The 12349-nt window shown below is 71.9% G+C and carries 9 protein-coding genes; 7 read left to right on the forward strand and 2 right to left on the reverse strand.

The window, feature by feature from the left end:
- Positions 1 to 270: 270 nt before the first annotated feature.
- Complete coding sequence (locus BUB17_RS20480) at positions 271 to 2703, forward strand: transglycosylase domain-containing protein (RefSeq protein WP_244277398.1); 2433 nt, start codon at positions 271 to 273, stop codon at positions 2701 to 2703.
- A 75-nt stretch (positions 2704 to 2778) separates the two neighbouring features.
- A complete protein-coding gene (locus BUB17_RS20485; protein ID WP_072920535.1) occupies positions 2779 to 4224 on the forward strand; it encodes a glycosyltransferase family 87 protein in 1446 nt (481 codons plus the stop codon).
- A gap of 100 nt (positions 4225 to 4324) precedes the next feature.
- Here BUB17_RS20485 and BUB17_RS20490 read toward each other — a convergent pair whose 3' ends face one another.
- The gene (locus tag BUB17_RS20490) at positions 4325 to 5137 is read right to left on the reverse strand and encodes a deoxyribonuclease IV (RefSeq protein ID WP_141243122.1); all 813 of its coding nucleotides are present in this window, start codon (positions 5135 to 5137) and stop codon (positions 4325 to 4327) included.
- A 228-nt stretch (positions 5138 to 5365) separates the two neighbouring features.
- Here BUB17_RS20490 and rpsF point away from each other — a divergent pair, with 228 nt between their 5' ends.
- The 5 genes from rpsF to BUB17_RS20515 all read left to right on the forward strand — a co-directional run bounded on the left by rpsF (position 5366) and on the right by BUB17_RS20515 (position 11381).
- Entirely contained in the window at positions 5366 to 5653 is a 288-nt protein-coding gene (rpsF, locus tag BUB17_RS20495) for a 30S ribosomal protein S6 (RefSeq protein ID WP_072920562.1), read from the forward strand.
- 2 nt (positions 5654 to 5655) lie between these two features.
- Complete coding sequence (locus BUB17_RS20500) at positions 5656 to 6144, forward strand: single-stranded DNA-binding protein (protein ID WP_072920537.1); 489 nt, start codon at positions 5656 to 5658, stop codon at positions 6142 to 6144.
- A 91-nt stretch (positions 6145 to 6235) separates the two neighbouring features.
- Positions 6236 to 6472, forward strand: a complete 237-nt coding sequence (gene rpsR, locus BUB17_RS20505) for a 30S ribosomal protein S18 (RefSeq protein ID WP_012951016.1) — start codon at positions 6236 to 6238, stop codon at positions 6470 to 6472.
- 2 nt (positions 6473 to 6474) lie between these two features.
- Positions 6475 to 6930, forward strand: a complete 456-nt coding sequence (gene rplI, locus BUB17_RS20510; RefSeq protein WP_072920538.1) for a 50S ribosomal protein L9 — start codon at positions 6475 to 6477, stop codon at positions 6928 to 6930.
- A gap of 557 nt (positions 6931 to 7487) precedes the next feature.
- Positions 7488 to 11381: a replicative DNA helicase gene (locus tag BUB17_RS20515; protein WP_072920539.1), complete on the forward strand. Its 3894-nt coding sequence runs from the start codon at positions 7488 to 7490 to the stop codon at positions 11379 to 11381.
- Between the two features lie 283 nt (positions 11382 to 11664).
- On the opposite strand, the gene BUB17_RS20520 is transcribed toward BUB17_RS20515, so the two are convergent.
- Entirely contained in the window at positions 11665 to 12129 is a 465-nt protein-coding gene (locus BUB17_RS20520; protein ID WP_072920540.1) for a hypothetical protein, read from the reverse strand.
- Between the last annotated feature and the right edge of the window lie 220 nt (positions 12130 to 12349).

A 12349-nucleotide genomic window follows, 5' to 3' on the forward strand; every position in this document is an offset into this window, starting at 1 on the left:
GCGGGTGGAACCACCTCGACTGCTCGTACGTCCTGGGAGCCGAGCCGGACCCCGGTCGCCAGCCCCGGCGCACGAGGCGGCGGGCGGCCACCGAGCAGCTGTAGGACGCGTCACACGGGGAACACGAAGTGCCCCGCGTGGTCGTTGAGACACCGAGGCGTCGCTGCGCCGCGGGTCGTCCTCGCTCGCACAGCTCGAGACGCCACCCTGGGTGCCGGACGCGGTCGTCCTGCGTGCCCACCGAGAACCGAACCAGAGAGGGGCCCCTGCGTGCCTCCCCACGACGAGACCTCACCGGTCGGGCCGCGCGGCGGCTCGGTCCGCCGTCCGCCGTCCGGTCGCACCGCCGGCGGGACCGGCGGAGGCGGCCGGCCCCCGGCGGGCAAGGGCCGGCCACCGGCAGGCCGCGGCGGCCGGACGACGGCCTCGCGGCCCGGCCCGGCCGCACGGGGGACCCGTCCCGCCGGTAAGGGCAGCCGCACCAGGCAGCAGCGCCGCCGGCGCCGGCTCAAGGCCCTCCTCGGCGTGCTGGCTGGCGCGTTCGTGCTGCTCGGCGTCTTCGTGGGCGTCGTCTACGCGACGACCGACGTGCCCGACCCGAGCTCGGTGCAGAACGCGCAGACGACGGTCGTCCACTACGCCGACGGCACCACCGAGATGGCCCGGCTGGGCGCGGAGAACCGCACCAACGTGCCGCTCGCCGAGGTCTCGGAGCCCGCGCGCGAGGCGATGCTGGCAGCTGAGAACCGCAGCTTCTACACCGACCCCGGCATCTCCGCGACGGGCATCGTGCGCGCCGCCTGGAACAACCTGACCGGCGGCTCCACGCAGGGTGGCTCGACCATCACCCAGCAGTACGTCAAGAACGCCTTCCTGACGTCGGAGCAGACGTTCAGCCGGAAGTTCCAGGAGCTCTTCCTCGCCGTCAAGCTCGACAACGAGTACGAGAAGAACGAGATCCTCGAGAACTACCTGAACACGATCTACTTCGGCCGCGGCGCGTACGGCATCGAGGCGGCGGCCAACACCTACTTCGGCGTGCCGGCCAGCCAGCTGACCGCCCAGCAGGGCGCGGTGCTCGCCGTCCTCGTCCGCAGTCCCTCCTCCTACGACCCGGAGTCCAACCCCGAGGGGGCGCAGGACCGCTGGGGTCTGGTGCTCGACGCGATGGTCGACGAGGGCTGGCTGACCCAGCAGGAGCGGGACGCCTCGGTCTTCCCGCCCGTCCTCCCCCGCACGGGTTCCAACCTGGGCATCCCCGGCGGGTCGGAGGGCCTGGTCGTCCAGCGCGCCATCGCCGAGCTGGAGGCCAAGGGCTACGACGAGCAGCAGATCCGAGCCGGCGGCCTGCGGATCACCACCACGGTCGACAAGAGCTACCAGGACGCCGCCGTCTCCGCCGTCACCGAGGTGATGGAGCGCCAGCCGGACACCCTGCGCGAGGCGCTCGTGGCCATCGACCCGAACACCGGTGCCGTGCGCGCGTACTACGGCGGGCCGATCGGCTCCGGTGACGGCGCGGTCGACTACGCGCAGGCCCTGCGCCAGCCCGGCTCGTCGGTGAAGCCGTACGTGCTGGCCACCGCGCTGGAGGACGGCATCAGCGTCAACGCCCGGCGCGACGGCTCCTCACCGCAGGACTTCCCGGACCGCCCGGGCCTGCCGGTCCGCAACGCCGGCGGCGCCTCGTGCGGCTCCTGCACGCTCATGGAGGCGATGACCCGCTCCCTGAACACCACCTACTACGGGCTGGCCTACGAGGTCGGCGCCGAGCGGGTCCGGCAGAACATCCTCGAGGCCACCGGTCTGCCGGAGGCCTGGCCGGACGAGCCGGCCTACGGCACGCTCGCCGGCAGCAACACCCTGGCCGACCCGGAGACCGGCGGGACCGGTGCCTCCATCGGCATCGGCCAGTACGAGATGCGCCCGATCGACCAGGCGCACGGCTTCGCCACCCTGGCCACCGGCGTCGAGCACGAGCCGTACTTCGTCGCGCAGGTGACCGACAGCGAGGGCGCGGTGCTGCTCGACTACGACGGCGACGCCGGCGACCGGGTCTTCGAGGACGACGTGGTCAACGACGTCACCTACGCGATGACCGACGTCGCCGCCCACTCGCGGCGCTCGCTCGATGGTGGCCGCGAGGTGGCCAGCAAGACCGGTACGCAGGGTCAGGGCGAGGACAACTCCGACGCGTGGATGGTCGGTTTCACGCCGTCCATCTCCACCGCGGTCTGGATGGGCAACGACTCGCCCGCCCAGCCGATCGAGGACGTCAACGGCCGGATCATCTACGGCTCGGGCCTGCCCGGCGCCATCTGGCAGGAGTTCATGGACACCGTGCTGGACGGGACGCCGGAGGAGGACCTGCCTGACCGGGCGCTCATCCGCGGCGACACCGGCAACGGCGTGCCCGCGCCGCAGACCGAGACGCGGACGCAGGCGCCCAGTCCGGTGACAGCCCAGCCGACGCAGGAGCCGACTCAGCCGACGGTGCCGACGACCCCGGTCACCCCGCCCACGCCGGTCACGCCGCCGACGCCGGTCACCCCGGTCACGCCGGTCACGCCGGAGGGCGAGGGTGAGCAGGACGACCCCGACGGCGGTGGCGGCGAAGGAGGCATCACGGGCCCCCGCGGTAACGCCGGCGGGCAGCCGGGCGATCCCACGGCCAACGGCACCAACGGTCAGCAGAACGGCTGACCTGCGGCGGGCAGACTGACCCGCATGAGCACGATCCCGACGGGCCCGTCCGCACCGGCGGACGGGGCGGGTGGGATGAGTTGCAGGGCGTGTCCGGAGCCGGACCGCGTCGTCCCCACCTGGACCGACCCGGTCGTGGCGCAGGCGAGCGAGGCGGTGGGTGGCCCCTGGGGCCGCCACGCGCTCGTCGGGCGGGCGTCGTTCTGGACCCCGCTGCGGGTGTGCCTGCTGTTCACCACGACCGTGCTGGCGCTCGCCTGGCTCAAGCAGGCCCCCTGCTCCGACGGCGACTGGACCGGCTCGCTGCAGTACACCCACCTCTGCTACTCCGACCCGGTGCCGCTGTTCGGCGTCTACCGGCAGGGCGAGGGGGCGCTGCCCTACCTCGACGCGCGGGTGGAGTACCCGGTGCTCACCGGGGCGGTGATGGCGCTCGCCGCGCTGCTCTCCGGCTGGTACGACGCGCTGGCCGCGGAGGTCGGCGTGCTCCCGGCGGTCCCGCCGGTGCAGAGCTACACCGTCGTCACGGCGCTGCTCATGTCGGTGTGCGCGCTGGTGGTCACCCGAGCCGTCCTGCCGCTGACCGGTCGGCGGCCGTGGGACACCGCCATGGTGGCGCTGTCGCCCGCGCTGCTCGTCTACGCGTTCAACAACTGGGACCTGCTGGCCGTCGCCCTCGCCACGCTGGGGATGTGGGCGTGGGCCCGGCAGCGGCCGGTGCTGGCCGGGGCGCTGCTCGGGCTCGGCGTGGCCGCGAAGCTCTACCCCGTCCTCGTGCTGGGCGCGCTCTTCCTGCTGTGCCTGCGGGCCGGTGCGCTGCGGACCTGGCTGCGGGCAGCGCTCGCCGCGGCCGGTGCGTGGCTGGCGGTGAACCTGCCGGTGGCCCTGCTGGCACCGGAGAACTGGAGCTGGTTCTTCGTCTTCAGCCGGCAGCGCCCGGCCAACCCGGAGTCCATCTGGAACGTCCTGCTGACGGCCACCGACAACCGGGTCCTCGACGGCCCCCTCGCCGACGGGGAGACGCCGGCGGTGCTCAACGCGGTCGTGGCCGTGCTGCTGCTCGCGCTGGCCGCCTGGGTCGCCTGGCTGGTGCTGAGCGCCCCGGTGCGGCCGCGGGTGGCGCAGGTGGCCTTCCTGCTGGTGGCCGGCTTCCTGCTGCTCAACAAGGTCTACAGCCCGCAGTACGCGCTGTGGCTGCTGCCCCTGGCGGTGCTGGCCCGGCCCCGGTGGCGCTCGCTGCTGGTCTGGCAGGTCAGCGAGGCCCTGGTGTGGGTGCTGACGATGCTCTACTACCTCGGCACCGAGAACCGCGGCGTCGAGGTGGAGTGGTTCTTCCTCGCCGTCCTGGTCCGCGACGCCGTCCTGGTGTCGCTCGTGGTGCTCGTCGCGCGGGAGATGAGGCGGCCGGACGACGACGTCGTCCGCACCAGCTGGCCCGGCGTCGACGACCCTGCGGGTGGGGTGCTGGACGGCAGCTGGGACGCCCTCACCCTACGGCCGCCCTCGGCCATGATCAGGTGACCTGATCATGGAGTGTCCTCCCGCACGTCCGGCGGCGAGGGAGGACCCCGCACGATCAGGTCACCTGATCATCGGGCGCGCCGGTCACGCAGCGCTCCGCTCAGGCGAGGGACTGCCGGAGCAGGGTGATCTCCTCGGCGTGCGAGGCGGCGTCGCCGGGGGTCTCCAGGACGACGGGACAGTCGGCTGCCCGGGCGACCTCGACCAGCAGCTCGGTCGGAATCTCGCCGTCGGCCAGCGGGGCGTGCCGGTCACGGCTGGAGCCCTGCGGGTCGCGGCTGTTGTTGAGGTGCACCAGGTCGACGCGGCCGGTGATCGCCCGGACGTCGTCCACCGCGGTCGCGAGGTCCCAGCCGGCAGCCCACGCGTGGCAGGTGTCGAGCACGAAGCCGGCGCCGAACTCGCCGACGGCGTCCCACAGCCGGGTGAGGGCGTCGAGGTCGCGGGCCATGGCGTTGCCGCCACCGGCGGTGTTCTCGATGAGCAACGGCAGGGGGAAGCCACCGTCCTCGGCCTGCCGGGCGAAGGTCTTCCGCCAGTTGTCGACGCCGGCGGCCGGGTCGTCGCTCCCCAGCACGTGACCGCCGTGCACGACCATGCCGCGGGCGCCGATGGCCGCGGCGACCTGGGCGTGCTGGCCGAGCGTCTTGCGGCTCGGGATGCGGATGCGGTTGTTCGTCGACGCCACGTTGAGGACGTAGGGCGCGTGCACGACCAGGAGCAGGTCACCGGAGAGCGCGGACTGCAGGTCGGCGGACAGCCGCGGCGCCTTCCACCCCTGCGGATCACCCAGGAAGACCTGCACGCCGTCGGCGTCCATCTCCGCGGCCCGGGCCAGCGGACCGCCGTTGTCCATCCCGCCGTCCTGGGTCAGACCTGGGCCGACGTGTACGCCGATCGGGTGAGCTGCCACCCGGCCGACCTTAGTTCCGGGTGCCGACACCGGCGGTGCCCGTCGGCACCCGGCTCGTGCGCCGAGCGCCGTCCCTGTGGACGACGGCCGGCGGGCAGCCCGTCGCTGGTAGCATCGGCAGAGCGCGTTCCACCGGTGGCTGTCACCGGGTGGGGCGCGCGACGCGTGTACGACCCTCCTGCTGCAGACCGACTGCAGCCGCTCAGACCAGAGGAGGTGGGGTTCTCCGTGCGTCGCTACGAACTGATGGTCATCCTCGACCCCGACCTGGAGGAGCGCACGATCGCTCCCTCCCTCGACCGGTTCCTCACCGTGGTCACCAACTCCGGTGGCACCGTGAAGACCGAGATCTGGGGCCGCCGCCGGTTGGCCTACGAGATCAAGAAGCAGGTCGAGGGCATCTACGCCATCGTCGACATCCAGGCCACGCCCGCCGCGGTGGCCGAGCTCGACCGGCAGCTGAACCTCAACGAGTCGGTCCTGCGCACGAAGCTGATGCGGCCCGAGGTCCACTGACGATGGCCGGCGAGACCGTCATCACCGTCATCGGGAACCTGACGTCGGACCCGGAGCTGCGCTTCACGCCCTCCGGCGCCGCGGTCGCCAACTTCACCGTGGCCTCCACACCGCGGACCTTCGACCGCCAGTCGCAGGAGTGGAAGGACGGCGAGGCGCTCTTCCTGCGTTGCAACGTGTGGCGGCAGGCGGCGGAGAACGTCGCCGAGTCGCTGACCCGCGGGTCGCGGGTGATCGTCTCCGGCCGGCTCAAGCAGCGGTCGTTCGAGACCAAGGAAGGCGAGAAGCGCACCGTCGTCGAACTCGAGGTCGACGAGATCGGACCGTCGCTCCGCTACGCCACCGCGAAGGTCACCAAGGCCTCCCGCGGTGAGGGCGGCGGCGGCTTCGGCGGCGGTGGTGGCGGTGGCGGTGGCGGCTTCGGTGGTGGCGGCGGGTCCAGCGACCCGTGGTCGACCCCGGCCCCGCCGTCCGACGAGCCGCCCTTCTGAGAAAGGACCCCCTCGCCCCCACGCCTCGCTCCGCTCGGCGCGGGCCCCTGCGAGGGGGCCGTTCCATCCCCTCACTCTCTGGAGAACTCCGGTGGCCAAGCCCCCCGTTCGCAAGCCCAAGAAGAAGGTCTGCCAGTTCTGCAAGGACAAGGCGACCTACATCGACTACAAGGACACGACCCTGCTGCGGAAGTTCATCTCCGACCGCGGCAAGATCCGTGCCCGCCGCGTGAGCGGCAACTGCAGCCAGCACCAGCGGGACGTCGCCACGGCCGTCAAGAACAGCCGTGAGATGGCCCTGCTGCCCTACACCTCGACGGCGCGCTGACCATGAGCACCCAGAAGCTGATCCTGACGCAGGAGGTCACCGGTCTCGGGTCCTCCGGTGACACGGTGGAGGTCAAGGGCGGGTACGCCCGCAACTACCTCCTGCCCCGCGGCCTGGCCATCCAGGCCACCCGCGGTGCCGAGAAGCAGGTCGAGTCGCTGCGCCGGGCGCGTGCCGCCCGCGAGGTGCGGTCGCTCGAGGAGGCCCAGGCCGTGGCCGGGCGCCTGTCGGGCCTGACCGTCCGGGTGCCGGCGCGCGCCGGTGAGGGCGGCCGCCTGTTCGGCCGCATCACCACCGCCGACGTCGTCAACGCCGTGACCGCCGCCGGCGGCCCCGCGCTCGACCGGCGCCGGGTGGAGCTGCCCAGCAGCATCAAGACGACCGGCCAGCACACGGTGACCGTGCGGGTGCACCCCGAGGTCACCTCCCCGCTGACCATCGAGGTCGTCCCCGGCTGAGGACCCGCTCGTCGCTGAACCGCCCGCGAGGGGCGTCGGACTCCGGTCCGGCGCCCCTCGCGGCGTTCCGGGGCCGGAACCGCACGCACGGTGATCGGTACCGCGCCGGCCGGCGGCCGTGGGTGTCGACCTGTGGACGCGTGACCGCTGGGGCGCCTGTGTCCGCACCTGCGACACGCCGGAGGGCGACACCCAGATTTCTCCGGATTTTCTCCCGTCCACAGCCGGTGGGCCGTCTTCCTGCAGGTCAGCCGCGGGATACGGGGGACGGCGCCGCGGCGTCCCCCGCTGTCTCCACATGTCGACACGGCTGTGTCCACCGACTTGTCCACAAGTTGTGCAGAAGCGCACCCACACCGGTGTTGGACTGGTCCGTCCGCACTTCCTAACGTCCTCCTCGGCCCCGCGACCGCCCGAGGTGTCGGTGCCCCGGGGTAGGAATGCCTCGAACACACGTTCGAGCAGGTGTGCAGCGTACTGGTGCTTCCCCCACCAGGCCCCGGCGATCCCGCCGGGGCCTGTGCGCGGGTGCGCCGTGAGTGGATGGAGGACCTCCCGTGGCGGTGGCCGACGACTTCAGCCGACCGACCCCGACGGCGCCGCAGTACGACCGGCAGCCGCCGCAGGACGTCGCGGCGGAGCAGTCGGTGCTGGGCGGCATGCTGCTGAGCAAGGACGCGATCGCCGACGTCGTCGAGGTGCTGGCGGGCCCGGACTTCTACCGGCCGGCGCACCAGGTGATCTTCGACTGCATCCTCGACCTGTACGGGCGGGGCGAGCCGGCCGACGCGATCACCGTCGCCGCCGAGCTCAACCGCACCGACCAGCTGTCGAAGATGGGCGGCGCGGTCTACCTGCACACCCTCATCCAGTCGACCCCGACGGCGGCCAACGCCGGCTACTACGCCGCGATCGTGGCCGAGCAGGCGGTGCTGCGGCGGCTGGTCGAGGCCGGCACCCGCGTCGTCCAGCTGGGCTACGGCGCGGCCGGCGGCAAGGGCGACGTCGACGACATCGTCGACCGCGCCCAGCAGGAGATCTACGACGTCACCGAGAAGCGCATGAGCGAGGACTACTCGCGCCTCGAGGACGTCCTGCAGCCGACGATGGACGAGCTGGACGCCATCGCGTCCCGCGGTGGCACCGCCCGCGGCGTCCCGACCGGCATCCGTGATCTCGACGAACTGACGAATGGTCTTCAGGCCGGACAAATGGTGGTGATTGCGGCCCGGCCTGGGGTGGGCAAGGCCTTGGCCCTCGACACCCCGATCGCCACGCCGACCGGCTGGACGACGATGGGTGAGGTCGCCGTCGGTGACCAAGTGATGGGCTCGGACGGCCGGCCGACGACGGTGGTGGCCGCCACCGAGGTGATGACCGGCCGCCCCTGCTACGAGGTGCACTTCTCCGACGGATCGGTGATCGTCGCCGACGCCCAGCACCAGTGGCTGACCGAGACACGAGCCAGCCGCCGCTCTGCTCAGCAGGCGGCCACCGGCTACAACCGCTACCGCAACCAGCGCACCAACGCCTGCGTCCGGACGACGCAGGACATCGCCCGCACCGTCCGCTGCGCCACCAAGGACGCCCGCCTCAACCACTCGGTCACCAACGCAGCGCCGCTGCAGCTGCCGGAGGCCGATTTCCCCCTGCCGCCGTACGCGCTCGGCGTGTGGCTGGGTGACGGCACCTCACGGGCCGCGCACTTCACCAGCAACGACCCCGAGATCGCGCTCCACATCGAGGCCGACGGGCTCGTGGTCGAGCCGACGGGCGTCGCCCGGCGGTACTCGTTGCGGCTGCCGGCCCGGCCGGCCGTCGAGGCCCGGCCGTGTCCCATGTGCGGCGAGCTGTTCGTGCCGAAGACATCGCAGGTGCAGACCTGCGGCAAGACGTGCGGCGGCCGGCTGCGGGCAAGCGGTGGTGTCGGGCGCCGGGTGAGCTGTCCTGACTGCGGCGGCCCGTCGTCCGGCCTGGCGCAGTGCCAGGCCTGCCGTGACGACCACGGCACCGTGCAGGGGCTGCTGCGCTCCCTGGGCGTCTTCGGGGACAAGCACATCCCGACGGCCTACCTGCGGGGATCAGTGGCTCAGCGGCGGGCTCTGCTGGCCGGATTGCTGGACACCGACGGGACGGTGGCCCCGAGTGGCGTCGTCCAGTTCGCGGTCACGAACCAGCGGCTGGCCGAGGACGCCCGCGAGCTCATCGCCGGCCTCGGCCACCGGGTGCGGATGACGCGCAAGCGGGTCAGGGGCCGCAGCGAGGCGTCGTCCACCTGCTTCACGCTGACCTTCAGCACGGACGACGAGGTGTTCCGCCTCGAGCGGAAGAAGCTGGTGCACAAGGAGCGGGGTGCGCGCGGCTGCACCGCCCGCAGCGTCCGTTTCATCACTGACGTCCGGCCGATCGAGAGCGTGCCCGTTCGCTGCATCGAGGTCGACGCCGAGGACCACCTGTTCCTGGCCGGTCGCAGCTTCATCCCGACCCACAACTCGACGCTGGGTCTGGACATCGCCCGGTCGGCGACGGTGAAGCACCACCTGGCCACCTGCATCTTCTCGTTGGAGATGAGCAAGCACGAGATCACCATGCGTCTGCTCTCGGCCGAGGCGAAGGTGCCGCTGCACCACATGCGCGCCGGCACGCTGTCGGACGAGGACTGGTCCAAGCTCGCCCGTCGCATGGGCGAGATCGCCGACGCCCCGCTCTACATCGACGACTCCCCGAACATGACGATGATGGAGATCCGGGCGAAGGCGCGGCGGCTCAAGCAGCGCAACGACCTCAAGCTCGTGGTCATCGACTACCTCCAGCTCATGACGTCCGGCAAGCGCGTCGAGAGCCGTCAGCAGGAGGTCTCGGAGTTCTCCCGTGCCCTCAAGCTGCTGGCCAAGGAGCTCGAGGTCCCGGTCATCGCCATGAGTCAGCTGAACCGTGGTTCCGAACAACGGCAGGACAAGAAGCCGATGCTCTCCGACCTCCGCGAGTCCGGTTGCCTGCCTGCCGACACCCGCATCCTCCGGGCCGACACCGGCGCCGAGACGACGATGGGCGAGCTCTTCGAGAGCGGGGCGACCGACGTCCCTGTGTGGGCCCTGGACGACAACCTGCGCTACGTCCGCCGGCACCTCACCCACGTCTTCTCCACCGGCCGCAAGCCGGTGCTGCAGCTGACGAGCTCCTCGGGCAAGACGATCCGGGCGACGGCCAACCACCCGTTCCTGACCTACGACGGCTTCCGGCCGCTCGGGGAGCTGGCACCCGGCGACCGCATCGCCGTGCCGCGGCACGTGCCGGCCCCGGACCGGATGACCGTCTGGGAGGACGAGAAGGTGGTCCTGCTGGCCCACCTCATCGGCGACGGCAGCTTCGTCAAGCGGCAGCCGCTGCGCTACGCCTCCATCGACGAGGAGAACCTGCGCGCGGTCACCACCGCCGCCCTGCACTTCGGCGTCGTGGCCGCGCGCGACGAGTACGCCGCCGCCCGCTGCACCACCCTGAGGCTGCGCGCCCCGTTTCCGCTGACCCACGGTCGCCGGAACCCGATTGCCGCCTGGCTCGACGAGCTGGGCCTGTTCGGCCTGCGCAGCCACGAGAAGTTCGTGCCGCAGCCGGCGTTCTCCTTGCCCAAGAAGCAGATCGCGCTGTTCCTACGCCACCTCTGGGCCACCGACGGTTCCGTCACGGTGAACAAGAACGGGCGAGGTGGCCGGGTCTACTACGCCTCGACCAGTCGGCAGCTTGTCGACGACGTGTCCCGGCTGCTGCTCCGCTTCGGCATCTCCTGCCGCGTCCGACGGGTGGGGAAGAGCGGCTACCGCGACGGTTGGACGCTCGACATCAGCGGTTGCGACGACCAGCGCCGGTTCCTCGGGGAGATCGGTGTCCACGGCGCCCGGGGCGCGGCCGCGGACCAGCTGCTGGGAATCGTCCGGCAGCTGTCCGGTAACCCCAACGTCGACACCGTGCCCGTCCAGGTCTGGGAGCGCGTCCGTGCGGTTCTGGAGGAGAAGGGCATGAGCCACCGGGCCTTCGCCGCCGCGATGGGGTCGGCGTTCTGCGGCAGCACGATGTGGAAGCGCGCCCCCAGCCGGGAGCGACTCGGTCGGATCGCAGCCGTCCTCGACGACGCCGAGCTCGAGATCCAGGCCGTCAACGACGTGCTGTGGGACGAGATCGTCGCCATCGAGCAAGGCGTCGAGGAAGAGGTCTACGACGCCACGGTGCTCGGGGGACACAACTTCGTGGCCGAAGGGATCGCCGTCCACAACTCGATCGAGCAGGACGCCGACATGGTCATGATGATCCACCGCGAGGACATGTACGAGAAGGAATCACCGCGTGCCGGCGAGGCCGACATCATGCTCGTGAAGCACCGCAACGGCCCCACCGCGAACGTCACGGTCGCCTTCCAGGGCCACTACAGCCGCTTCGTGGACATGGCGAACTGACACAGCTGCGAGCTCGGATGGCGAGTTCATGTGACGGCCGGCTGAAAGCTGCTCAGGTCACGCGATTCCGTGACTGCGGCGCGGCCGACGGCTCGCTCGACCTGCGCCGCCAGACAGTCCGGGGGTGACCTGGGAGGTCGATCAGTGCCGCCGAGCTCCTCCCACCGCTGACTACGCCTCAGAGGCCACGCGGCCCCGACCCGCGGGATGCACTGAGACGCGGAGCCTCGGAACGGACGACGTCCCGGGGCTCCCGGCCGTTGTTCCACGTGGAGCGCGACGGTCAGGCGACGGGGACCCGTGCCAGGCTGTGCGCGCGCACCCGCAGCTCGCCCCGGCCTGCGTTGACCGTCCCGGTGAAGCCGTACACCGTGGAGTTGAGCGCCTGCAGCTCCGGCACCGCGGTGCGTAGCACGACCGAGCCGTGCACCGGCAGCTCGGCGTCGGGCCACGCGAAGGCCGGGTCGGCGACCGCCTCGAGCGGGGGCACAGGCGACGGCGCCGCGACGTAGCCGTGAACCTCCGTGGCGACCGTCCGCCCGCTCTCACCGGAGAACACCTGCCGGACGTCGACCACCCCGACGCCGTCCCGTCGCAGCAGGAAGTAGTCGACGCCGTCGACGGTGTCCCCGGTCAGCGGACCCTCGGTGATCCGCCCCTGGTAGTACGCGTCCAGTCGCAGCCCCTCGGGCACCAGCCCGATGGGGAGCACCCGCGTCATCGTCGCCTCGAAGGCGTAACCGTCCACAGCGTCCTCCCGTCCGCTCGGCAGACGTCCATGGCAGCGGCGTGGACGGTGCGACGGCAGGGCCGTGGGTCCCGGTGTGCGGAGCGGCGTCACCCGCCGGGGCGGCACGACGGCGGACCGCCCGCCGACGACCGCTCAGGCGACCACGTCAGCGGCGGGCTGGGCGGTCGATCGGACGGCCTCCAGCACGGCGACGAGTGAGGTGATGTCGGCGTCGGTG

It is taken from the genome of Geodermatophilus obscurus (genome assembly GCF_900143215.1).
Taxonomy (GTDB): Bacteria; Actinomycetota; Actinomycetes; order Mycobacteriales; family Geodermatophilaceae; genus Geodermatophilus; species Geodermatophilus obscurus_A.

What these genes read in the sequence shown, in the direction of transcription:
- BUB17_RS20500 (WP_072920537.1), top strand. Translation starts at nt 5,656, where the DNA reads ATGGCCGGCGAGACCGTCATCACCGTCATCGGGAACCTGACGTCGGAC.
- BUB17_RS20485 (WP_072920535.1), top strand. Translation starts at nt 2,779, where the DNA reads ATGAGTTGCAGGGCGTGTCCGGAGCCGGACCGCGTCGTCCCCACCTGG.
- rplI (WP_072920538.1), top strand. Translation starts at nt 6,475, where the DNA reads ATGAGCACCCAGAAGCTGATCCTGACGCAGGAGGTCACCGGTCTCGGG.